Source organism: Mucilaginibacter sp. P5_A6 (genome assembly GCF_056400585.1).
In genome coordinates this window covers 1-24,335 of sequence record NZ_JBFUKZ010000038.1, presented here as the reverse complement: position 1 = coordinate 24,335, position 24,335 = coordinate 1, and the positions used below count along the sequence as shown (strand labels likewise).

Annotated in this window: 23 protein-coding genes; 13 read left to right on the top strand and 10 right to left on the bottom strand. The window is 41.3% G+C overall.

Annotated elements, in window-relative coordinates:
* Positions 1-292 precede the first annotated feature (292 nt).
* The 4 genes from AC1DO4_RS26395 to AC1DO4_RS26380 all read left to right on the top strand — a co-directional run bounded on the left by AC1DO4_RS26395 (position 293) and on the right by AC1DO4_RS26380 (position 5,459).
* The gene (locus tag AC1DO4_RS26395; RefSeq protein WP_477420757.1) at positions 293-3,127 is read left to right on the top strand and encodes a sensor histidine kinase; all 2,835 of its coding nucleotides are present in this window, start codon (positions 293-295) and stop codon (positions 3,125-3,127) included.
* A gap of 3 nt (positions 3,128-3,130) precedes the next feature.
* Positions 3,131-3,880 (top strand): LytR/AlgR family response regulator transcription factor, encoded by a 750-nt coding sequence (locus tag AC1DO4_RS26390; RefSeq protein WP_477420756.1) that lies wholly within the window; start codon positions 3,131-3,133, stop codon positions 3,878-3,880.
* Between the two features lie 245 nt (positions 3,881-4,125).
* The gene (locus AC1DO4_RS26385) at positions 4,126-4,932 is read left to right on the top strand and encodes a helix-turn-helix domain-containing protein (protein WP_477420755.1); all 807 of its coding nucleotides are present in this window, start codon (positions 4,126-4,128) and stop codon (positions 4,930-4,932) included.
* 47 nt (positions 4,933-4,979) lie between these two features.
* Positions 4,980-5,459: an anthrone oxygenase family protein gene (locus tag AC1DO4_RS26380; RefSeq protein ID WP_477420754.1), complete on the top strand. Its 480-nt coding sequence runs from the start codon at positions 4,980-4,982 to the stop codon at positions 5,457-5,459.
* Between the two features lie 163 nt (positions 5,460-5,622).
* Here the strand turns inward: AC1DO4_RS26380 and AC1DO4_RS26375 are convergent, their stop codons facing one another.
* Both AC1DO4_RS26375 and AC1DO4_RS26370 read right to left on the bottom strand, forming a co-directional pair.
* Positions 5,623-6,330, bottom strand: coding sequence for a DNA alkylation repair protein (locus tag AC1DO4_RS26375; protein WP_477420753.1), 708 nt, complete (start codon positions 6,328-6,330; stop codon positions 5,623-5,625).
* 340 nt (positions 6,331-6,670) lie between these two features.
* Positions 6,671-8,404 carry a discoidin domain-containing protein gene (locus AC1DO4_RS26370; protein WP_477420752.1) on the bottom strand — a complete coding sequence of 578 codons (1,734 nt, stop codon included), beginning with the start codon at positions 8,402-8,404 and terminating at the stop codon, positions 6,671-6,673.
* Between the two features lie 387 nt (positions 8,405-8,791).
* Between AC1DO4_RS26370 and recF the strand changes: the two genes are divergently transcribed.
* Both recF and AC1DO4_RS26360 read left to right on the top strand, forming a co-directional pair.
* The gene (gene recF, locus AC1DO4_RS26365) at positions 8,792-9,892 is read left to right on the top strand and encodes a DNA replication/repair protein RecF (protein ID WP_477420751.1); all 1,101 of its coding nucleotides are present in this window, start codon (positions 8,792-8,794) and stop codon (positions 9,890-9,892) included.
* Positions 9,885-10,175: a DciA family protein gene (locus tag AC1DO4_RS26360; protein ID WP_477401960.1), complete on the top strand. Its 291-nt coding sequence runs from the start codon at positions 9,885-9,887 to the stop codon at positions 10,173-10,175. Before recF ends, AC1DO4_RS26360 begins: the two co-directional genes overlap by 8 nt.
* A 202-nt stretch (positions 10,176-10,377) precedes the next feature.
* On the opposite strand, the gene AC1DO4_RS26355 is transcribed toward AC1DO4_RS26360, so the two are convergent.
* The gene (locus tag AC1DO4_RS26355; protein ID WP_477420750.1) at positions 10,378-10,587 is read right to left on the bottom strand and encodes a hypothetical protein; all 210 of its coding nucleotides are present in this window, start codon (positions 10,585-10,587) and stop codon (positions 10,378-10,380) included.
* A 176-nt stretch (positions 10,588-10,763) separates the two neighbouring features.
* Positions 10,764-11,183 carry a nucleoside-diphosphate kinase gene (locus AC1DO4_RS26350; RefSeq protein WP_477420749.1) on the bottom strand — a complete coding sequence of 140 codons (420 nt, stop codon included), beginning with the start codon at positions 11,181-11,183 and terminating at the stop codon, positions 10,764-10,766.
* A 199-nt stretch (positions 11,184-11,382) separates the two neighbouring features.
* Here AC1DO4_RS26350 and AC1DO4_RS26345 point away from each other — a divergent pair, with 199 nt between their 5' ends.
* The 5 genes from AC1DO4_RS26345 (at position 11,383) to AC1DO4_RS26325 (ending at position 16,291) form a co-directional block, all read left to right on the top strand.
* On the top strand, positions 11,383-12,393 hold the full coding sequence (locus AC1DO4_RS26345) for a DHH family phosphoesterase (protein WP_477420748.1): 1,011 nt from the start codon (positions 11,383-11,385) through the stop codon (positions 12,391-12,393).
* 1 nt (position 12,394) lies between these two features.
* Positions 12,395-13,357 (top strand): FKBP-type peptidyl-prolyl cis-trans isomerase, encoded by a 963-nt coding sequence (locus AC1DO4_RS26340; protein WP_477420747.1) that lies wholly within the window; start codon positions 12,395-12,397, stop codon positions 13,355-13,357.
* A 62-nt stretch (positions 13,358-13,419) separates the two neighbouring features.
* Positions 13,420-14,409, top strand: a complete 990-nt coding sequence (locus tag AC1DO4_RS26335; RefSeq protein ID WP_477420746.1) for an FKBP-type peptidyl-prolyl cis-trans isomerase — start codon at positions 13,420-13,422, stop codon at positions 14,407-14,409.
* A 48-nt stretch (positions 14,410-14,457) separates the two neighbouring features.
* The gene (locus tag AC1DO4_RS26330) at positions 14,458-15,225 is read left to right on the top strand and encodes a TatD family hydrolase (protein WP_477420745.1); all 768 of its coding nucleotides are present in this window, start codon (positions 14,458-14,460) and stop codon (positions 15,223-15,225) included.
* A 37-nt stretch (positions 15,226-15,262) separates the two neighbouring features.
* Positions 15,263-16,291: an asparaginase gene (locus AC1DO4_RS26325; protein ID WP_477420744.1), complete on the top strand. Its 1,029-nt coding sequence runs from the start codon at positions 15,263-15,265 to the stop codon at positions 16,289-16,291.
* A gap of 220 nt (positions 16,292-16,511) precedes the next feature.
* Here AC1DO4_RS26325 and AC1DO4_RS26320 read toward each other — a convergent pair whose 3' ends face one another.
* Both AC1DO4_RS26320 and AC1DO4_RS26315 read right to left on the bottom strand, forming a co-directional pair.
* Complete coding sequence (locus tag AC1DO4_RS26320) at positions 16,512-17,222, bottom strand: LytR/AlgR family response regulator transcription factor (protein WP_477420743.1); 711 nt, start codon at positions 17,220-17,222, stop codon at positions 16,512-16,514.
* Positions 17,219-18,301, bottom strand: coding sequence for a sensor histidine kinase (locus AC1DO4_RS26315; RefSeq protein ID WP_477420742.1), 1,083 nt, complete (start codon positions 18,299-18,301; stop codon positions 17,219-17,221). The genes AC1DO4_RS26320 and AC1DO4_RS26315 overlap by 4 nt, the downstream gene beginning before the upstream one ends.
* Positions 18,302-18,448: 147 nt before the next feature.
* Between AC1DO4_RS26315 and AC1DO4_RS26310 the strand changes: the two genes are divergently transcribed.
* Positions 18,449-19,366 (top strand): alpha/beta hydrolase, encoded by a 918-nt coding sequence (locus tag AC1DO4_RS26310; protein WP_477420741.1) that lies wholly within the window; start codon positions 18,449-18,451, stop codon positions 19,364-19,366.
* A gap of 79 nt (positions 19,367-19,445) precedes the next feature.
* Entirely contained in the window at positions 19,446-20,252 is an 807-nt protein-coding gene (locus AC1DO4_RS26305; RefSeq protein ID WP_477420740.1) for a DUF3108 domain-containing protein, read from the top strand.
* Between the two features lie 97 nt (positions 20,253-20,349).
* Here AC1DO4_RS26305 and hemH read toward each other — a convergent pair whose 3' ends face one another.
* The 4 genes from hemH to AC1DO4_RS26285 all read right to left on the bottom strand — a co-directional run.
* The gene (gene hemH, locus AC1DO4_RS26300) at positions 20,350-21,381 is read right to left on the bottom strand and encodes a ferrochelatase (protein ID WP_477420739.1); all 1,032 of its coding nucleotides are present in this window, start codon (positions 21,379-21,381) and stop codon (positions 20,350-20,352) included.
* 359 nt (positions 21,382-21,740) lie between these two features.
* Positions 21,741-22,442, bottom strand: coding sequence for a LytR/AlgR family response regulator transcription factor (locus tag AC1DO4_RS26295; RefSeq protein WP_477420738.1), 702 nt, complete (start codon positions 22,440-22,442; stop codon positions 21,741-21,743).
* Between the two features lie 5 nt (positions 22,443-22,447).
* The gene (locus AC1DO4_RS26290; protein WP_477420737.1) at positions 22,448-23,530 is read right to left on the bottom strand and encodes a sensor histidine kinase; all 1,083 of its coding nucleotides are present in this window, start codon (positions 23,528-23,530) and stop codon (positions 22,448-22,450) included.
* Between the two features lie 70 nt (positions 23,531-23,600).
* Positions 23,601-24,335 (bottom strand): MiaE family protein (locus AC1DO4_RS26285; protein ID WP_477420736.1); only part of this gene is annotated, 735 nt, incomplete at its 5' end.

Below are 24,335 nucleotides of genomic sequence, written 5' to 3'. Positions count from 1 at the left end.
TTGACGTTAGCCTTTAGTCGAAAGTCTTAAGTTCGAAGTCAAAAAAGAGCAAATCCGGCTTATAACTTACCACTTAGTACTGTTGACTTACCAGAAGGCGGCCGCGAAAAAGGCTTGCAATAACATTACGTGTTGATCTGCTTTTGGCCGACAAAAAGAAATAGCGCAAATAGCTTACCGGATAATTGCCAAATTGTTTAATTTGCTGAATAATAACTGAAACCTGCCACTTGCTAAATGACCAACAACATTGCCCTTCAATGCCTGCTTCTTTGTTTAAAATAATAACAACATGAAACAGAAAAAACTTTTAACAATGGCAATGGGGCTGCTATTTCCTTTGTTTGTGTCGGCACAAAATCCGTTTTTAAAGCTTAAGCCGGGTGGTTGGTTTGAGGTACAGGTTAATATTGATGGTACTAACATTAAAGACTTGGGTACCAACTCCAATCCGATGGACCATATTACTTACGAGAGCAAAAACCAGTATGATATCAGGTATGTGTTAACCAAAGAATTACCCGGTGGGCATGAACTTTACAACGCATCGGTTGAAAGAATAAAGCTGAAGTTTAATGACATTCCTACTGGTACCATATTTGGATACGATTCCTATTACCCCCCTTACCTGCAAAGCTACAGCAATGCCGCCCGTTTAGCTTTTTCGGTTGAAATTGACCGGCAGGGTAATGTAGTGAAGGTTGATGTACATGAGCAAAACAATCTAACGGTTACACTTTCTGAAATAACCCCTAAGAAACTGGTTAACTCAACGGCCACAATTGATATATTACCTTACAAGCCAGAACTGTTAACTAACATTACCAATTTGGTAACAACCGCCGTAAAACAGGGCAACATCCGGGCCTTGAACGGAGCACCTATAAAGGGCTTAAAGGATATTAAAAGCGCGGTGAGCATACTTACGGCCGCGGCTTCATTCCCGGTTCCAAAAAATGTGGTTATTATGGGTAAAATGTTAAATGCCTTTAAAACCAATAACAAACCTGAAATTAAAACTGACCAGGGCACCATTAAGCTGGCCAAAGACGGATCATTTAAAACCGAAATACTGCTTGCCGAAGCCCGGCCCGTGTTATTTATTTACGGGCAAAACCCGATGAGCGTTATTAAGCCGTTCATTACTCCCGGTGATACACTTACCATAATTGCTAATGGCCAGGAGCCAGAAGACATCGAAACAGTAACACGGCATGAGCACGACCTTTTATATGGCGGCAGTTTTTCGGAAACGGTTAAATACCGGGGCCATGGCGCCACGGACGCGGCCATTGATGCGGTTTTTGTTAAATTGGTTATTGCACAGGGCCTCAATCATCCGGCATTGGCAAAGGCCATAGAAGGATCGACTGAAAGTTTTATTGAATTTCAACAGGCGGGTAAAACGGCGTTTGAATTAGAGATGGATAAATATAAAGGCAAGGCCTCAAAAACCGCCCTTGATTATTACCGTACAGAATGGATGTATATGCAGGCCGAGGCCAAGCTATTCTTTCTTTTCAAAAAAAACTACCTTTATTCGCCACAGTCAACGCAGGCGTTTGAAGGGTACCCTAAAGGTTATTTTGCTGATATTGAAAACCTGCCGGTGCTAATGAATGACTACCCCGGCAGTGATTTTTATAAAAGTTGCTTTCAGTGGCTTACCTGTTATCGCCAGGCAAGACTGGTGATGATAAATGGTGGGCAGATAGGTTTTTTGGCTGATTATAGCACGTCACTGGCTTCATTTAAAGGTTACGCGTTATACCTTGAAATTTCGAATGCGCTGGGTAAGGAATTGCACCGGTATAACTGGGAAAAAACTGCAAAGTTAAAACCGTACTATCAGGACTTTATTAATAATTGTAGCGATACCGTACTTACACAACCTATAAAACAAAAGTGGGAACAGTTACAACAACTGGCGCCAGGCAAACCCAACCCATTTGGCGCAACCCTTTTAAATGGGCAGAAACTTAATTTCGAAAGGTTTAAAGGTAAGCCTTTATGCCTTATTATCAACTTTACTTATAAGGATAACCTGCAGCAGTATGAGGCATTTATTAGGAAACAAGACCCCGCAAAAGTTCAGTTTGTAATTATACAGCTGTCTGCATCATTTTCGCCCGCAACAATTGATACGGCTTTTTTAAAGCTCCCTAATGTAACTTATACCGAGGTAAATGGCAGCCCCGGGAACTTAGCAGGTGCCGATATAAATGGTGGTGAATCAAGAGTATTCTTTTTTGATCAATGGCAAAGGGTAGTTGATGATAACCTTATATTCAGTAGTGATTTCAAACCTGATCCCCAAAACAGCGCAAACAGTATAACAAATATTAAACGCCTTGATGACGCGCTAAAAAAAGCTACGGCTTCGGCACGTTACAATCCGGTGCAAAAGGCAAAATTTTATACTATTTTAGGATGGAGCGCAGGCTCTATCCTTTTTGCATTTACAATAGGATACTTTATTTACCGCAACAGGCTGGCCAAAATAAAGAAGGATATAACACTGCAAAAACGCATCAAAGAACTGGAGATAAAAGCCATCCGTTCGCAAATGAACCCGCATTTTATATTTAACTCGCTCAATTCTATCCAGTCGCTTATTAACAACAGCCAGTACAAACAGGCCAATATCTATCTTGAAAAATTCGCGGTAATGATGCGTAAAGTGCTCAATAATTCAGAGAAAAGCATGGTGGCTTTAGCCGATGAGTTAACTGCCGTTACGCTCTATTGCCAGTTAGAGCAACTGCGTTTTGATTTCGGTTTTACATTAAATGTTGCAGACGGGGTTAATACCAGCCTTATTGAAATTCCGGGCATGCTGATACAGCCGCTGGTGGAAAACTCCATCATACACGGCCTTGCACAAAAAGGAAACAGCGGAAACCTGGAAATAAATGTTTATACCGAAGCCAATTACCTGAAAGTTGCCGTAACCGATAATGGGCCGGGGTTTAAAGATGCTATATTTAACACAGAAAGCTTCGGGCTGAAATTGGTAAACGAACGCCTGGAGATATTAAAAGCCGATGCCGGAGATGCAAAAATGATGATAAGCAACCATGCCGATAAACCAGGTGTTACCGTAACTTTAACGCTCCCTAATAATTAACCGATGATAATTAAAAGCATACTGGTTGATGATGAGCCCAAAAGCAGGAGCAACCTGCGAAACCTGCTCTTGGAGTACTGCCCCGCTGTGGAAATAACAGGCGAGGCGGCTTCGGCTGCCGAGGCGCTCAAATTGGTAAGGCAATTACAGCCCGATTTGTTATTTCTGGACATTGAGATGGGCGCAGCATCGGGGTTCGATCTGTTAAGGTCGTTAAACGGCGCGCAAACTTTCGAGGTTATTTTTGTTACCGCCTTTGATAAATATGGTATCCAGGCGGTTAAGGCCTGCGCTATTGATTACCTGCTAAAGCCAATCAATATTTTAGAGCTCACCAGCGCCGTTGATAAGGCCCTGCTGCACATCGGCCCCAAAAAGGAAAACCTGCGCCTCAAAGAGCTGGTATCCAACCTTGACCGCGGCGACGACGAACAGCGAATAGCCGTCCCGTTAAGCGACAAAGTTGAATTTGTAAACGTGCGCAAGATTGTGCGGTTACAAGCCGAAGGGAACTATACACACATTTACCTGGCAGACGGTAAAAAATATTTAGTAAGCAAAACCCTAAAAGAATACGACGAACTGCTGGAACGCTTTAATTTCCTGCGTACGCACCAGTCGCACCTTATCAACTTTAAAAAAATAGCCTCATACGTAAAATCCGAAGGTGGTTTTATTGTGATGGATGATAACAGCCAGATCCCCGTTTCGCGAATGAAAAAGGAGGAGATCATGAAAAGGATCATGGGCTGAGAGCTGAATAGCTGGTCTATGCTTGTTTTACCCTAATTCTGTAACATGTTGTTGTGGACAGCAATTACTTAGCTAAACTTCGGAAAAGACAATCCTCTCAGACCTAATTACTTGCATCTTAAGATAAAAATTCGTTCCTTTATTATGCTGACCGGCATGGCTGAAGAAATGAAATTCCACGCCTTCGTCATATCTTATGCCATTAACGAATTTTTTTATGGCGCTAATAATCAATTACCTGGAAATTGAACTACAACTATTACATACCAAACGAACCCTGTTTTAAGAATGTGATCCATTCTGTTTGGCAGGTTGATGTTTTCCATCTCTTTCATAAGGAATACATTATACCCAAAGGTGTATTAGAGGTTATTTTTAATTTCAGCGATAGCCCTTTTATCCCGGCTCAATTAGGCAATAAACGGCATTATTTATCAAATTGCTTTATTAGTGGGTTTAACACAACACCCATACAGCTCCATCTTCCAAAACAACAGGTTTTTTTTGGTGTGCTGTTTCAACCTTTGGCGGTAAAAGAGATTTTTAAGGTACCTGCCTGCGAATTTTTAAATATTACCGTCGACTTAACCCTGCTTGATTCAACTTTTCACTCACTTTGGCACCAGCTTGCCGAACAAAATGATTTTGATGCCCGGTTAGCTGTTTTTCTTACCTGGCTGAGGCGAAATTTGATTGATTGGCAACCCCGGGAGCAATTAATGAATAATTTTATATATGCGGCCAATCAGCATGATTCATCTGTAACAGCGCTGGCAAATTCATTATGTTATTCGCCCCGGCATTTATCAAGGAAACTTTTTGAAGCAACAGGAATGAATACTGAAGAAATTTTACTTTATAAAAAATACCTTCACGCGGTTAATTTAATTCACCAGGGTGAATTATCGTTGACAGAAATTGCTTTTCAAAGCCATTTTTCCGACCAATCGCATTTTATAAAAACTTTTAAGACTTATGCAGCAATAACACCCGGTGAATACAAACGGAACATGAGCAATATAAAGGGGCATATTTATGAAGATGTCCGTTAAATACAATTCTGCGACCTTTCCGGCAACCATCTTTGCAGAAAAAAAACATGAAAACAATAATCTTATTTGCGTCTATCAGTATTGCCAGCGGGCTGCTGTTTGTAAACATTTATACTTCTTTGGTTGATGCGAGGTCGTGGGGCGGCGACATTCCTAACTCAATAGCAACGGCAAGAGAGTATTTTAAAACGGTAAGCCCGGGGAACTTTTTCAGGCTGTTTTCGCCTGTTAACCAGGTATTGGGCCTGCTGGTTCTGATACTCTTTTGGAAATCGGCTCCATCTATCCGGCTGTGTTTAGGGGCTGCGTTTGTTTTATACATTTTAGGGGACGTATTCACCTTTGCTTATTTCTATCCCCGTAATGACACTATGTTTAAAACTGCGCAACTCGCCGATGTTGATTTGCTTAGAAAAACAGTATCAGAATGGAGTACGATGAACTGGATCCGCTCTTTAATTATCCTGGCAGGGCTCTTTTTCTCTTTTATCTCGCTGCATAAAATTTATTTGCTTAATGCTAAATAGCAAATCAGCATGGGGTAGAAGATTTTTTAATTTCCTTCTAAAGGATACTGTGTATACATGTTTTTATTGATTTTAATTTTTTGTCGACAAAAAATATGTGTACACAGTAACCCAACCGGGGGGAGTGGCAAGGGTTTCTATAAGCGATTCGGATATGCAAAGCTTAGCACTTCACCGTTTTTTTCTTTTTGCCGAGTGATCCGCGTTCTTTTACCTTGTTAATATAAGTTATGGCGTCGGGCACTTTGCAGCTGGTGCCGTTGGTATCAACATAAACTTCACCAATTTGGCCGGCAGCGGCTATGGCTTCTTGGGTTAAGGTACTTATATAGCAGCCTACATTTATTACAAATATATTCATCCGCGACTTTACCCTGTTGCCCGAGGTATGGATGTTTTTTATCACCCTGGCCAGCAAAGCGCGGTAAGCCTCAAGATCCAGTTCACTATCGGCCTTTAAAGCGCTGAGGTTGCCCAGGGTAGACCACCCTGCAGCAGCGATATAATCCTGTTTATTATCAATCCATTCCATAGCCACCTGGTAGCCGTGATTGCTGCCTGCGGCCACCCATGGTACTGTGTATTCGTTAATGTTATTGGAGAGCGCCTCTTCGGCCCAGGTTTGCAGATCGGCCCTGGTCATCTTTTCATCATCGGCAATAAGGCCGGCCAGGTACATGGCATCGGCATTGCCCGTGGCATAAAGATCCTTGGCTAACTGGTAATCCTTTTTTATCTTTTTTTGGATGGTTTTTAAATGCTCAATCTTTACGCCAAAAAAAGGCTCTTTAACGCCATGCTTCAACAAAATGTTTTTAATGCTTTCGCTGCCATGCGCCTGCAGGTCGGCCATTATTTCGGTTACGGTCATTACTAAGCGATTTAAATAATTGATTTAAAAATACTTATTTTCAATTATTAAAAACACGCGAAATTGATTTTACTTTGATTTTGCCCGTACCTGTTTGGCAAACAAATAGGGGCTTACTTATAGGAGACTGGTGCATTGAAATACTGATCGTAGGCTGAAGGACTACCTTGCTGATTTTTAAATCCCAAACTTGCGTAAGGGATTGACGTGGGTACCGGCCAAAGCGCGTAAGGCCTGCAGGCGTATGAACAAAAAGCCCGACCCGCTTCTATCAGCGGGGTACGCCATTATTGATGAATATTTGTTTATTAAAAACAATAAACAAATACCGGCAGTTAAACTATGGATTATAGGTCCAGATATCGCCCGAGCGCATGGTAACCTGCGGACTGGTATACAGCAGGGTTGTACCATCGGTATCGTAAACATAAAAGTGACCGGTTTCCATATCGGTATTCATGTATAGTACAACCTGGTCGGGCCCGTGCGCTTTTTCAATATCGCCCCAGCGCTCGTTTGTTCTGTCGCTAATAAAAATTATTTTTTTGGTAAGCCACCTCGCATGTAGTGAATTCTGACTTAGATCCTTATTGGGACCTGCGCCGTAAATAATGCCGTATAACCTGTTGGCATTGGTTACAAAACTCATAGAAACAATAAACATATCGCCGGCGTTGTAATTGCCAAACAAAAAGTTACTGGCTGGGAAACTGCTAAGGCTGTTGCTTAAGCTGTATCTTATTTCGTGCCTGTTATGGTGCAGGCCCATTAAATAGTAGGTTGCATCGTTGTAGGTAAAGGCTTTTACATCCTGTGCAACAAGCGCTTCGTTCAACGCGTCGCCAACGTAGCTAAAGTTTACCTGGTCGGTACTTACCGCATGATGAACCGCTTTGTGTACGCCGCGTGCAAAATCATTAAAATATAAATGATAGACGCCGTTTTCCAGGTAGCCAACATTTGATCCGTTTACATCGGCTGTTGCCCAGTTAGGATAGTTGCTCATTTTTAACAAATATTTACCCGAACCGGTATTTGGGGCCCAGTTAACACCATCAGAAGAGGTGGCGTAGCTTGGTTTATTTATGGTTGAATTTTGGGGTAAAGAGGTATAGTACATTAGCCAGCTGCCATCGGGCTTTTTGAGTATGGTAGCGTTATTTACATGGCACCTGCTGCCATTGCCAATGGTTAAGGTGTGTGCGCCAAAAGTTAAAAAATTGTTGTTGGTTACGGTTGTAAATATCTGGTCGTTTTTTGTCGATGTATTGTCCCAACCGCCATAATAAATATACCAGGCGCCGTTATAAACCACGTTTGGAGCATATATATTAGGATAAATACCCTGATTTGTAGCCTGGATGATGGGGTCGCGGTCGTCCTGTGTCCAATTAAAAATGCGGCTTGGGTTAAATGTGCCCGAACCTGCGTTATTAATCCGGTTTTGCCGGCTGGAGTTATCATTGTTTGTCCATTTAAAATGATTGAAGCCCTCATCATAGCCCGCCGCAACTTCGGCAAGCTGGAAATAATAGTTTGAGCCATCGGTACTTAGCCTGGTAGCTTCTATTTTTATGGCGTTGGTATGCACTGTAACCGGAAGAGGTATTACAACCGGGAGATTGTTGATGCCGGGTTTTTGAGGATTGGCAAATTTAGCGAATGATTTAACTGATACCCACGATGTACCCGTGTTATAATAAATAGTAAAATTTAACGGGAAGCTTAAGCCCGCGTTATTGCTGTCATATCTTGGGGTTAACCTTACATAATTTACATCGTTTGCATCGCTAAACTGAAATTGAATAAACTCCACAGCGTTGGCGCTTGTATGCTGATTTGAACTCCAGCTTGTTGAAGTGTTATCGTCAATAGCATTTGATGCTGCCCACGAAGAGCCGGTTGATGATGCCGAAATGCTGGCAATGGGTATATCCGTATTCGCCAATGATATTTTTAGCTTTTTGCCGCCGGCGCCAGCGGCAGATGAGGTGTTTATTTCCGGCATTTCCTTGTTGCAGCCGGCAAATAAAATAATTGCTAATAAAAGCAATTTGCCTGGAAATTTTTTCATAATAAGGTTCGGCAGGTTATTAAAACGAGGTAGCGCCACTGCTTATTTGCAGTAAATATATTTGAATATTTTATATCATACAATACGCAAAATCAATTTTGTACAAGGGTGTGAAAAAAGTTTATTGCAATTGAAAATAACTTAACTATGGATATAAATAACTTAACCATGGAGCTGTTTTTTGTATAGGCTGGTATAAATTTATGGTATGTAAATACATTTAATTGTTTTGTGATTGCACATTGCGTTTTCGCTAATTGGTGAATGGTTGATAGGGTTGAATTTTTGTTGGTAAAAAATTAAAACAGTCAAAGCAAACCTAATCAACCTAATATTCTATCCCCAAATCAATCCTATCCAAGGCAAAAACCTTACCTTTACAACCCCATGTATTTGCAGCAGCTGTCAGTTATAAATTTTAAAAATTACGAGGAGGCCGAACTTGTTTTCAGCGAGGGTGTGAATGCTTTTACGGGTAATAACGGCGCGGGCAAAACCAACCTGCTTGATGCTATACATTACCTGAGCCTATGTAAAAGTTATTTTAACCCCATAGATAGCCAGCAAATAAAACAGGGGACTGATTTTTTTATCATCACGGGAGTTTTCAACAAAAATCAACAAACCGAGGCGGTAGCTTGTTCTGTAAAGCGGAACCAAAAGAAGCAGTTTAAACGCAATAAAAAAGACTACCAACGCCTGGCAGATCATATTGGTTTATTGCCCCTGGTGATGATATCACCTTATGATACCAGTATTATCACCGAGGGCAGCGAGGAGCGCCGCAAGTTTATTGATAATGTGATATCGCAAACGGATAACCATTATCTTGATGAGTTAATAACCTATAATAAGGTATTGGCCAACCGCAGCGCTTTGTTAAAGCTGATAGCCGATACAGGCCGTTACGACCCCAATTTGCTGGAAGTACTTGATGAGCAGCTGGTACTATCGGGCACCAGGATATATGAGCGGCGCAAGGCTTTTATGGAGGGTTTTACAACTATTTTTAATAAGCATTATAGTTTTATAAGTGATGATGCCGAATTGGTTGAACTGGTTTATGAATCGCAATTGATTCAGGATGATTTTGCCACTCTGTTAAAGAAAACTGTAGAACGCGACAGGGTACTTGAACGCACTACCGTGGGTATTCACAAGGATGATCTACAGTTTGGCATTCACGGTATGGCCATGAAAAAATTTGGATCGCAGGGGCAGCAAAAATCATTTTTAATTGCGCTTAAGCTGGCGCAGTATACTTTCCTGTATCAGCAAAAAGGATTTAAACCGCTGCTGTTGCTTGATGATATTTTTGATAAACTGGATGATGAGCGTGTTACCAAGCTGATGAAAATGGTAAGTAACAATGATTTTGGGCAGGTGTTTATTACCGATACCAGCGTAACCCGTGTTGAGCAGATATTTGCAAAAATAGCAGTGCAGGTAAAATTATTTAATGTAATTAAAGGAGCTATCGATGCGTAAAACAAACGACAAATCATTAAAAGAGGCCATTGAGCAGATGCTTAATGTATACAAAATTAAGCGCCGCTATGATGAAACGGCTGTTGTTGCCGCGTGGCCCGAGCTGGTGGGTAAATCGGTAGCTAACCGTACAAAGGAATTGTTTATAAGGGATAAGAAATTGTTTCTGCGGATAGAATCGTCTGTTATAAAGCACGAATTGATGCTTATGCGCACGCAGATAATTGAAAAAATAAACGAAGAGGCAAAAGGGGTGTTGGTAGAGGAGATTATATTTTTATAGAAATCAAATATAAAAAAACCGATAGTGTCGTGTTAACCCTGAATTGACATTACTCTTTAGTCGAAAGTCTTAAGTTCGAAGGCAAAAAAGAACAAATCCGGCTTATAACTTATGACTTAGTGCTATTGACTTAACACTGGTACGTTGCCGGGAAAATAAATCCGGAATAATCAGGAACGAAATGATTTTAGGAAAGAAGAGATTATCTTCCTCTTGAAAAACGAAGGTTACGGGAGCGTACATGCTGCTTTATCCCCATATCGTCGGTTATTACCGAGTAAATCAAGATAAACAGGCCGGGGATTATAAACGCTAACTGCACTTCGGGATGGGCTCTGTAAATAAATATAGAAACAATTATTAAACATACCACTATTAGTGCGTAGATGATTGGTTTTAATAGCAGTTTCATAATTTAATGCTTTAAAGGAAAAGGTTTACAATATTATTTAATAAGGAACTAATAAGCCCCGTTTTGTAAAGCTACAAAACTTTAAATTTAAATGGCAAAAAAATGGTAAATAATATTAGGGGTGTAATATTGATGTTACACCCCTAATATTATTAATTATTAAAATTGCTCTATTATTAAAATTTCTCGAAAGCTGAGAAAAAGAAACTGCCTTCAATAGCAGCGTTGTCATCAGAGTCTGATCCGTGAACCGCGTTTGCCTCAATTGATTCTGCAAACAGGTTGCGTATTGTGCCTTCTTCGGCTTTGGCTGGGTCGGTTGCACCAATTAGCTTGCGGAAATCTTCAATTGCATTATCTTTTTCCAGTATCGCAGCTACTATAGGGCCCGATGACATAAAGCTAACCAAGGCATTGTAAAAAGGTCGTTCTTTGTGTACTTCGTAAAACTGACCTGCTTTTTCCGGCGTCAGGTAAGTATATTTAAGCGCGATGATCTTAAATCCGCTTTTTGTTATTTTATCTAAAATTGCACCAATATGCCCGTTTGTAACAGCATCCGGCTTAATCATGGTAAAAGTTCTGTTAGTTGCCATTCTTTTTATTGTTCTTTATGGGTAATGAATTTTCATAAGCCTATTCATTTATTTAGGCGAGAGCTTATGATGTTTGTTTATTTGTTTAAAATTGGCGCAAAAGTAGCGTTTTACTTCTGTATGATAAAGCTTTTTGAATTAAATTAGATGGTTTGTATTTAATTTATTTATTTAGCTTTGCAACTCTTTTTTAAAATTGATGTTAGATTTAGCCGCGCTTACAGACCTTTTAGCAAGCCCCAAAAAAATAGTGATCACTACTCATCATAAACCTGATGGAGATGCTATGGGTTCGTCTTTGGGTTTATATAATTATTTAATACAGCAGGGGCATCATACCTCGGTTATTACACCCACCGATTACCCCGACTTTTTAAGCTGGCTGCCTGGCGATGATGAGGTTATTGTATATACCGAACAAACCGAAACGGCTGCCACCCTTATTGCCAATGCCCAGCTGATATTTTGCCTTGATTTTAACGCTTTGGGCCGCATTAACGAGATGGGTGTTTTGGTAGGCGAAAGCAAGGCTTATAAAATAATGATCGACCATCACCTTGATCCCGAGGATTTTGACGATTACAGACATTGGAATATAAACGCCTGCGCAACCGCACAGCTTATTTATGATTTTATAGTTAATGAGCTTCATCATAAAGAATTGATCAATAAGGATGTGGCTACCTGCCTTTATACAGGTATCATGACCGATTCTGCATCATTCCGCTTGCCAAATACCTCATCAACCGTGCACCGGATAGTGGCCGAGCTGATTGATGCGGGGGCTGTTAACTGGCGGATTCACGAGCTGGTATACAATAGTGCGTCAGAAAACCGTTTAAGGTTCCTGGGACATTGCCTTGCAAACTGCCTGGAGATTTTGCCCGAATACAATACTGCTATAATCTCCGTTAATAAAGTGGACCTGCAGAAATACGATGTTGATACAGGCGATACCGAAGGCATAGTGAACTATGCCTTATCAATTGCCAGCATAAAGCTGGCAGCATTTATTGTTGAGCGCAGCGATAAGGTAAAACTTTCGTTACGTTCAAAAGGTGAATTCCCGGCAAATGAGATTTGTAAAAAATACTTTAACGGTGGTGGTCACCGCAATGCTGCTGGTGGTTACTCAACAGATAACCTTGAACAGGTTGTACAACAATTTAAAACCCTATTACCCGAATATAAAAAACTATTAAAACAATAAAATGAAAAGAAAACTAATGTTCTTAGCCATTGCTGCAATTGGATTTGCAAGTTGTAACGGCGGCTTTAAAAAAGGAGAGGCAGGCTTGCTTTATAATATACACACCTCAAAAGGTGGTGTGCATATTAAAGAAGGCGACTTTGTGAGCCTTAACATGATTGTAAAAACCGATGGCGATTCGATACTGGTTAACAGCTATGAAGCCGGCCGGCCGGTTATTATGCCGATGCCAAAGCCTCAATCAAAAGGCGACGTATACGCTGGTATTGGAATGCTTGGCGAAGGTGATAGCGCTACGTTCAAAGTAGCTACCGATTCAATATTTAAAGGCGGTCAGCAACGTCCGCCAAACATCAAAGGTAAATTTTTAATTTTCCAGGTTAACATTAATAAGGTAATTGCCAAAGGTGCGCTTACCGAGCAGGTTTTCCGTGGCAGAATTAATGATTATTTAAAAAGCCTTACTGATGTAATGAAAAGCCAGGAGCCAGGTAAGATCAAAAAATACATTGCCGATCATAACTTAAAGGTTACGACTACAGCTTCGGGCTTAAATTATGTTATTACTACACCGGGCACAGGCGCAACACCAGCTGTTGGCGATACCGCTGTTGTAAACTACACAGGCAGGCTTCCAACTGGTAAAATATTTGAAACCAGTGTTAAAGAAATAGCCATTAAAGAAAAACAACCTATTGAGCCAGGCCGCCCATATGCGCCTATCCGTATCCCGGTTGGCCAGGGTAAAGTAATACCAGGTTGGGATGAAGGTTTGCAGCTGATGAACAAAGGATCTAAAATCACATTGGTTATCCCTTCGGCCATCGCGTACAAAGATCAGGGTGTAGGCCCGATTGGTCCGTACACGCCAATCATTTTTGAAATGGAGATGGTTGATATTGTGCACCCAAATCCAAATGCACCAAAACCGGCCGAGCCACAAATGACTCCGCCAACAAGGTAATTAAGAAAAATTTTTACAGCCTTTCCGACTGCTGTCGGAAAGGCTTTTTTTATTTTTATTTTATGAAAAACATTTTTTATTTCCTAACTCCCCTGCTGGGCATAGCTACATTAGGGGCACATGCTCAAGGTGGTTTGCAAACCACTGCTAAAGGCGCACAGTACCAGATCTTCACCCACAATGCAGGCGAAAAAGTGAAGCAGAACGATGTGATCACCTTTCATTACATCCAAAAAACCGATAAGGACTCTGTTTTATTCAGTTCGTACGTGGCCGGGCATACTGTACAAGCGCAGGTACACCCTGCTCAAAATGTAGCCGATTTAATGGATATATTTCCATTGCTTACCCTTAATGATAGCGCGATGGTGAAAGTGCCTACCGATTCTATTTTTAAAGGCCATGAAGAGGCGCGCCCTCCGTTTTTTCCTAAAAGCAGTTATTTAACTTTTATTATAAAGATAACTAAGGTGCAATCATTAGAGGCGGCTATGGCCGAGCGGACTGCCGCTATTGAAAAACTGAAACAACAGGAAGCTGTGGATGCCAACGGTTATATCGTAGCCAATAAACTAAGCCCGGTTACTACAGCCTCGGGGTTAAAATATATTGTCACAAAGCCATCTGCTTTACGCAAGCCCTTAGCCGGCGATACCGTATTGGTAAATTATGTTGGTAGTTTAACAAATGGTAAAGTATTTGATACCAGCATCCAGCAGGTAGCAAAAGCGGCAGGACTTGATCAACCGGGTCGCCCGTATGAGCCTATCAGCGTAGTTTTAGGCCAGGGTAGTGTTATCCCCGGCTGGGAAGAAGGTTTGGCTTTATTGCACGAAGGTTCAAAAGCCAAATGTATAATCCCGTCAAGTTTGGGTTATGGCGAAAAGGGGGGCGGTCAGGTGATTCCGCCATATAGTACCCTTGTATTTGACCTGGAGATTGTAAAGATAAAACCAACCAAGCATGTTCCTGCAGCTGCAAAGCCCGGCGTAAAACACCCGGTAAACAAAGCGGCAGCTAAAAAAACAGCTGTAAGTAAAAAGAAAAATTAATCCTAAAGCCTCTCCGATATATCGGGGAGGCTTTTTTACTTTTGCAGCATGGTATTAACAGATACACATACCCATTTATACTACGAAACCATTGCCGGTAAACGTGCGGCATTGGTACAACGGTGTATTGATAATAACATCAACAGGTTGTTTTTACCCAATGTAGATGCAGCATCGGTACCACTGGTGGATGACCTGGTAAAGGCCTATCCGGATGTGTGTTACCCTATGCTTGGCTTGCACCCATGCTCGGTAAAAGCAGATTGGGAGCACGAACTGGCCGCTATAATGGCCGCCCACCGGCTAAATACAATATATGCCATAGGCGAAATAGGTATCGATTTATATTGGGATAAAACATTTTTAGCCGGGCAGGTTAAGGCCTTCAGGCAGCAGATCAAATGGGCAAAAGAATTGAAGCTACCTATTGTTATCCACTGCCGGGATGCCTTTAATGAGGTATACCAGGTGTTGCAGCAGGAGCACGACGAAAACCTGCGTGGGATTTTCCATTGTTTTTCGGGTAACACGGAGCAGGCCAGGCAGGTGATTGACCTGGGCTTTTATTTGGGAATAGGCGGGGTGGTTACCTATAAAAATGCGGGTTTGGATAAAGTAGTATCTGAAATTGATTTAAAGCATATAGTTTTAGAAACAGATTCTCCGTACCTTACGCCAGTTCCGTTCCGGGGTAAACCTAATGAAAGTTCGTACTTGATTTACATTGCCCAAAAGGTGGCGGATCTGCACCATACAAGTGTGGAGCAGGTGGCCTTTGTCACCACTGAAAATTCCAGGCAGGTGTTTGGTATATAATAATTGTAATGGATTTACACAGCATAAACCTTAATTCATGAGTCAGATACTGATCATTTATACCGGAGGGACAATCGGTATGATGAGTGATCCCGTAACAAAGGTGCTCAAGCCTATCAACTTTGAGCAAATAATGGATAACGTGCCCGAGTTGGAAAAACTCAATTGCCGTATTAAGGTGCATTCTTTTGAAGAGATCATCGATTCATCAAACATGAACCCGGCAATCTGGAGCGAACTTGCAGGCCTGATTGAGGCAAACTATCATGATAATGATGGTTTTGTGATTTTACACGGATCGGACACTATGGCCTACACCGCATCAGCTCTGAGCTTTATGCTGGAGAACCTTGATAAGCCCATTATATTCACCGGCTCACAGCTACCTATAAGCGCTATACGTACCGATGCCAAGGAAAATTTAATGACCGCCATCGAGATAGCCAAGGCTAAAAAGAATGATCGTTCCCGTGTGCCCGAGGTTTGTATCTATTTTGATTACAAATTGTTCCGCGGTAACAGGGCTTTTAAATATAACTCATCTAAATTCGAGGCTTTCCGCTCGCCCAACTATCCCATACTGGCAGAGTCGGGCGTTCACCTTAAATTTAATGTAAATGATATCAGGCAGCCTAACGATGGCGAGGGGTTAATTATTCATAATAACCTGGTAAGCGAGGTGGCTGTACTAAAACTGTACCCTGGCATTGGCCCCAAAGTGGTTGAGGCTATTTTAAACGCAGATGTAAGAGGCGTTGTAATGGAAACCTTCGGCGCCGGTAATACTACTACCGATAGCTGGTTTATCAATCTGTTGGAAAAAGCCATTAAAGAAGGAAAAGTGATTGTAGATATCTCCCAATGTAAAGTGGGTACCGTAGAGCTTGGCCGATATGAAACCAGCAAGCAATTGAAAGATATAGGTGTAGCTAATGGATACGACATGACGTTTGAATCGGCCGTAACCAAAATGATGTACCTGCTGGGCGAATTTGATGATCCCGCAATTGTAAAGCATTACATGGAGATGGACCTGAGGGGTGAGGTAACGGTATCGCAGGGATAGGTTTTACGCGATGCGTAAGGGATATTGATGGTATTTCAACCTTAATGAACAATCACATGCGGTTTTTTCACCGCGCAATTGCCGCGCGTAACATGGTATGCCAACGCGCGAACCACCCACGTTGATAAAGGACGTTATAAGCACATCTGCCGTAGGCTATGCTATTGTTGCGAGTTGCTTTCTAATGACGGGCAAATCATTCTATTTTTGAATCAAGCCCTCAAAACACCCTTTTATTAATTACTGCCATAAACCTATCTTTAAACTTTTCACTCACAGGGATATGTTTATCGCCGATGTAAACATGGTTATCCTGTATTTTGATAAGCTGTTTGGTGTTTACTATATACGAGTTGTGCACCCGAACAAATGGCGGTAAAAGCTGCTCCTCAATATCCTTCAGGCGGCGATAGATGAGCAATTGCTCCCGGGCGGTAACAAGACGCACGTATTCCTTTTCGCCTTCGAAATACAAGATCTCATCCAGCAGTATTTTACGGAACACTTTGCCCGATTTTACAAAAAAGTACTCCTCACTGGCAATAGACTGGGTTTGTACTATTGGTTCGGGCTTATCGAAATAAGATTCGATCTTTTGCATCGCCGCTAAGAAACGTTTTAAGGTTATGGGCTTTAACAGGTAGTCAATTGTTTGAAAAGTATAGCTTTCGGCGGCATACGCTGAGTAGGCTGTGGTGAATACAATTTTGGTATGCGGCGGTAACAGGCCGGCAAGTTCCATGCCGGTAAGGTTGGGCATATTGATATCTAAAAATATAAAATCGATCTTGATTTCCTTTAAAATGGCCAGTGCTTCCAGTGCGTCATAACATTTGGCCTTTAGCTGCCATCGGGTGCTTTGCTGTATCAGCATTTCCAGCAGGTTTACCGCGTTGGGTTCATCATCAATTATAATACAGCTTAAATTCATGCCAGTGGTATTTTTAAGAACGCGGTAAAAGTTTGGTCATTTTTAGTTGTTGTAAGTTCAAAATTTTCGCGGTATAGCATGGTGAGCCTTTTCTTAAGGTTGGCTATACCAAATCCGTTTGGCTGGTTATTTACGGGTGCTTCGTAAACGGCATTACTGGTTTTAAAAAGCAGGTAACTATCCTGTTGCTTCAAGGAAATAATTACCCGGTTTTCGATGCTTGATTTATCGATGCCATGTTTAAAAATGTTTTCTACAAAGGTCATGAGCAGCATAGGTGGAATACGCAGATCGGAACTGTACTTCTTTTCGAAACTGATTTCCACCCCATGCCTGATGCGGATCTTTTCCAGCTCAATATAATTTTCTATGAATTGTACTTCGGTGGTTATGGTCACATCATCTCTGGGGCTTTCATCTACAAAATAGCGCATAATGTCTGATAACCGTTCGATTAACGCGGCTGTGCGTGGTGCTTCTTTATAAGCCTCGTAATAAATATTGTTAAGCGTATTAAAAAGGAAATGTGGCTGTACCTGCGATTTTAATAAATTGAGTTCGGCCTGACTTTTTTGGACCATGATCTCTTCGGTTTGTTGTTTTAGCTTGAAATAAGCTAAAGCGATACGGAAGATAAAACTCAGCAGAAAAGTTAAACAGCCGGCCACCGTAAAATTAAAGAACATCCCCCAGGTCATTACTTCATGATCAGATGGGGAGGCAGAAAGTATATTATGTAAATATATGATCAGGTATCCCCGGGCTGTCCCTCCGCCCACTAAAAGTATAATTGCGTATAGTACGTACTCAAGCTTCTTCCCTTTTTCATAATATCGCGGAAACAGAAATTTAATATTACCATAAATTACAACCGCATAAAAAGTTATACTGACCAAAGTAAAACCAAACGATTGGTAAACGCTCACTTCGGGTAGAATAGAAAAAAAAACGATAAGGAATACGGCTATCCAAATTAGCCATTGAAGCCTGCTAATGGTTGCCTGCCCGTTGGTGATCTTCATTTTTAAATTTACAAAGCTTTTTGATTTCTCCATCTTGTTTTCAATGGTTGGGTTCATTTATTCAATAATCTCTTGTTTTTCAAATAATGAGGCAGTAATTGAAGTTATTTACAACTCTGCTAAAAAGAAACTCCTATTGGTTGAAATGATTTGATGAGTGATTGTTGAAAACACACATTTACAGTACGAATCTTGAAAACTTATATGAAAAAGGCATTTGTAACAGTAATAATAATAGCGTTTGTTCAGTGCCTGGTTTATGCCCAGCAAAAACAAATTTTACTTTATCCAAAGGGGGCTCCCAATTCAAAAAAAGCACCTGCTGGTTACATTGAAAAAATTGATAGTTTAAACTGGATCTCGCAAGTAACAGAACCGGCTGTAACGCCCTATCTTCCGGCAAAAGGCATAGCAAACGGAACAGCAGTAGTTATTTGCCCCGGCGGGGGCTATTATGTGGAGGTATCTGAGGATGAAGGATCTGATATTGCCAAAGCCTTTAATAAAATAGGCGTCGCTGCATTTGTATTAAAATACCGTTTACCCAGTGATTATATCATGGTTGATAAAACTATAGGTCCTTTACAGGATGCGCAAATGGCAATACTTATGATACGTAAGCATGCATCAGAATGGGGAATCAGTCCTGATAAAATAGGCATTATCGGTTTTTCGGCTGGCGGACACCTTGCTTCAACTGCCGGAACGCATTTTGAGGTGCCTGTAATTGAAAATAAAGAGCATATTAATCTTCGTCCGGATTTTATGATGCTCATATACCCGGTAATTACTTTTGGTTTAACGCCACATAGTGTAACCAGTGAAAAACTAATAGGCAAAACACCATCGGCAAAGCTGCTTGATTTTTTTAGCAACGAAAAACATGTTACCACCAATACTCCGCCAACATTTCTGATACATGCAGCAGATGATCGTTTTGTGCCGGTACAAAACAGCCTGTTATTTTATAATGCCCTGCTTGATGCAAAAGTGAAAGCAGAAATGCACATTTTCCAGGCCGGAGGCCACGGCTTTGCGTTGGATAATCCCAAAAGTCATGATAAATGGTTTGACTGGGCTACGAGTTGGCTATACCAAAACGGCTTTTTAAATCCACAGTAATTAATTAGTTATTAACAAGAACCACGAAATGGCAATGGTAACCCACCCAGATCGCAAAAATTATCAAAATTTAATCACTATGAAAACCGAACAGATCATTGAAAAAGTTATAGCCATTAGTTTAACTATATTATTGCTGTTGTCGCATACGTCAAAGGTATCCGCACAAACAGATACCATCCGTTTACAAGATCTGCGCCTCATTACATCGGCCCTAAAACCCGGACTTAAGCAATATCTGGTATATTATCAGAATTTAAAAGACAACCGCAGGTTGCGTTTTTCGCTTTGGCTGCGCAATGTTGAAATTGAGAAACGGAATAAAGAAAATTATTTTGCCATTACCCAGCACTGGTACGGTACCGATAGCGCAGCATACCGCTCGGTTTACTCGCTTAATAAAATGGCCAGTTTTGCACCAGTTTATCATGCAGAAACTATCGGCAAAAAAATAAAAGCTTATAACTGGGACACAGATAAAATTACAGGTGCCGATACCGTTGCCGGCAACGAGCAAAAAGAATTTAAGCTTGATTTTACCATGCCCAACTTTAACTGGAACCTGGATATCGAAACTTTTGAGATGCTACCCCTTGATGCCGGCAAAACTTTTGCCATCAATTTTTATGATGCCGGGATTAATATGCCTCAATACGTGCTGTATAAAGTGACAGGTAGTGAAGTGATCACCACATTAGATGGTTACAAAACCGATTGCTGGAAACTGTTTACCGAAAGCGATTATAAAGGCAGGCACTTTACCGAAACCTACTGGATAAGTAAAACAGGCCATGAGTTTTTAAAGGAGGAAGATTTTTTTGACGGCGGCTATCGCTATAAAATAAAGATGACAGGTGCCGCGCCTGATCTGATAGCGAGATTTTGAACGCAGTGAAGGATGACAAACCTTTTAAAACATCATTTCACCGTCAGAGTTTCCGGAAACTATACCACTCGTATGACGGTCGAAATAGAATTTGTAACTACCTCGATATATGGTTATCCCTAACCATTTTTTCCAGTGCATCTATCCACATCGGCGAATCGTTCAGGCTTTCAACAAGCTGTACTCTTTCGCCGCCAAGGGCTTTAAATTCATCGCCGTATTCGGTGGTTACTTCGTAAACCGTTTCCAGGCAGTCGGCAACAAAGGCGGGGCAAAATACCAGCAGGCTTTTTTTGCCTTCTTTGGCTAATTTGGCTACAATTTCGCTGGTATAGGGCTGTACCCATGGGTCGTTACCCAGGCGCGATTGGAAACAGATGGTATATTTTTCTTTGGGGATGTTTAGCTTTTGGGCAATCAGCTGCGCTGTATGGTGCGATTGTGCCGAGTAGCAAAACTTATTGGCATCGGTAAGGGTTTGGCAGCAATCGTTAACCTTTAGGCAGTGTTGGTGCGTATGATCGGCTTTAATTAATTGCCTTTGCGGCAATCCATGAAAGCTGAACAATATATGGTCAAATTTCTCCGGATCATATTTGCGGCTGTTTTCGGCAAACGTAGCAATCATTAGTTCGTTATCATGAAATGAATTAACAAACGATATGGTTGGCTTGGTGGGCCATTGCATCAGCAGCTCCATCACCTTATCATATACCGAGCCGGTACTGGCCGATGCATATTGCGGGAAAAGGGCTATTACCTGGATATCATCAACCAGGGCATCTTTCAACCGGTTAAGGGCCGATTCAATGCTTGGATTTTGGTAGCGCATGGCAAGTTCAACAATATACTCATCGCCCAGGCGCTCTTTTAAAGCATCCTGTTGTAAAAGGCTGTAGTGCATTAATGGCGAGCCGGTGGTATCGCTCCAGATGGCCCGGTATAACTTGGCCGATTTTGGCGCCCTGAAAGGAACAATTAAACCCCTAACCAGCAGGGTGCGCATTACCGGGTTTATATCAATAACCCGCGGATCCATCAAAAACTCATTCAGATAGGTACGCACATCGGCTGTGGATGCGCTGTTGGGTGTACCTAAATTTACTAATAAAATGCCTTTTTTGCCCATAAACTTCCGTGTGCAAAAGTAAAATAATTTACGCCCTTAACTCCTAAAGCTTAAATAAATTACAAAAAGGTGATTTGTTGTTAAAAAAAAGCGCCGTGTATTAAAACACCGGCGCTTTATCGAAACTATTATGAAAAAAGGGGTATTATGTTAAACCAATTTTGCCCTGCAACGCCATTGGAATAACGATATAAAGGTAAATCCTGGCGCCTGCTTAATCAATAATGTATCGGTGAATCGGTATTATGTATAGATGAATACCTGGTTGATTTATGCATAAATCAACGACTAAGTATGACGGAATAAAAAAGGTGTCGGTAAATAGCCGAATTGTGCCGGCGCCGGGCATACTGCTTTTTTTACCGGGATTTCATCCAGTTACGCACAATATCCAGGTAGCTTTCGCTTACCGGCAGTTCAATGTCGGTAAGTTTAACCTTACGGTTCTGGATGGAGCGGATCTTGTTAACAGGTACAATATAACTGCGGTGGATGCGCTGAAATTTATCGGCAGGTAATTTCTCCAGCACCTTTTTAAGCGGCATAAGGGTAAGCACCGTTTTGGCATTGGTTAAATGGATCTTGATATAATCTTCCATACTTTCAATATACTCAATGGCATTCAGCTCAATCTTTACCATCCGGTATTCGGAGTATACGTACAGGCTTTCGTCGGCTTGTTCGGTTATGGGTTTATTTTTATATTGATAGTAGTCTATAGCTTTTTCAACAGCTTTTTCAAACCGTTTAAAATCAATGGGCTTCAGGATGTAATCAAGGGCTTCCAGCTCAAAGCCTTCATAAGCGAAGTTTTTGTAGGCAGTTGTAAAAATCACTATCGGTCTTACTTCAAGCGAGCGAACGAGGTCGATCCCGGTAATATCCGGCATATTGATATCGATAAAGAGCAGATCTACGGGTTTGTTTTTTAAAAACTCGGCACCTGATATGGCATCGTCAAATGTGTTGATGAGTTGCAACGACGGGAAACGGGATACATATCCGCTGATTAGTTTTAATGCCAGAGGCTCATCATCAATTGCAATGCATTTTAACACCATTGGTTTTAAGTTTGTAAGCTAAGCCGAACGGTATAATAACCATCCTGGTTGCTTATGTTTAATAAATGCCTGCCTGGGTATAAATGGGCCAAACGTTGTTTTGTATTTTTGATGCCTACTCCGGTACTTTGGTTTTCACTCCGGTTATCAAATAAGCGGTTCTTGCAAAAGAAAGCAATATCTTTATCATTCGCATCTACTTTAATGCTGATAACCGATTTTTCGTGACTGCTGATACCATATTTAAATACGTTTTCTACAAAGGTCATTAATACAAGCGGCGGTATTTTTTTACCGGAGGTATGGCCATTTAAAGAAAAATTTACTTCTGTGTTTTTACTCATTCGTAATCGTTGCAGTTCAATATAATCGCTAATGCAATTTATTTCGTTTTGCAGGGGCACAAAATCTGCCATTGCATCCTCGGTTACATAACGCATAATGTTGGATAACATCATGACGCTTTCGGCCGCGTTATCATCCTGGGTAACTACAAGTGTATATATATTATTAAGGGTGTTAAACAAAAAATGCGGGTTAATCTGTGCTTTTAAAGATGAAAGCTCGGCTGTTGTTTTATCAGCCTCGGCACGGGTAACCTGTTGCTCGGTGAGCTGCCATTGCTGTATGGTTTTAATGGCGGTGCTTATAGCAAAAATCATCAGGAAAATAAACAGGCTGGCAATATCTAATGGAGGCTTGTTGTGATGAACCGGTTTGAATTGTGGCGGAGGCTCGCCAGGGCCGCGTTGGTTTGCCGGTGCGGGTGGTGTCCGCGCAATGTTTTCGCTGCTGCGGAGCATCCGGTCAAATGGTTTTAAATAGTAAACGCAGCCTAATAATAGTATAGTTATAATGCTGTATGCCAAATACTTTTTCTTTAAAAAAAGCCTTGGGATAAACAGGTTGGCGTTGATATAAAAAAGGAAGATATATGTGAAGCAAAATAACCAGTAACTGGGTTGCTGCAAAAGTAGGGTGGATGTACTGTCCTGGTTCTGGCGGTTTAAAAATACCAGCGGAAAGGCCATGAACAACAGCCATCCGGCAATATGTATTACCACCGAGAATGCTTTAAATCGCGACATATCCAAAGTAAAGATTTAAAGTTAAGTAATAAATAAAAGTATCGGTAATTAGCCTGTTTGTATAGATGAACTAGCCGTGTATGGTTTCGCTTTTGCCGTAGTTTTGTATCACTGCGGCTTCATATTCCAAAAACTCTTTCCAGCGTTTATCAACATCTATTTCGACCGCATATTTTTTGGCCAGGCGGATAAACATGGAATAATGTGTGGCTTCGCTGATCATCAGTTCATGATAAAACGTCGATAACTGGCTATCATTAATGTTTTCTGATAATACTTTAAAACGTTCGCAACTGCGTGCCTCTATCATGGCCGAAAATAATAGGCGATCAATCAGCTGTGCTTCCCGGCCGCCACCGATGATAATGAATTTGCGGAGCTCGTTCACGTAGTTATCCTTACGCTCTCTGCCTAATAAAAAGCCACGTTCTATAATAATATCATGCACCCGTTTAAAGTGGTCCATCTCTTCCTGCACCAACATAGCCATTTCCTGCACCAGATCTGATAAATTGGGGTTTTGTACAATAAGGGTTATGGCGTTGCTGGCTGCCTTTTGCTCGCAAAAAGCATGGTCGGTCAGCAGTTCTTCAATATTGCTTTCCACAACATTTTTAACCCAAAGCGGATCGGTTGGCAGCTGTAATTTAAGTATGGTTTTCTCGCTCACAGGGACAAAGATAGTGGAAGTAGGTGAAAGGTGAAAGGTGAAAGGTGAAAGGTGAAAGGTGAAAGGTGAAAGGTGAAAGGTGAAAGGTGAAAGGTGAAAGGTGAAAGGTGAAAGGTGAAAGGTGAAAGGTGAAAG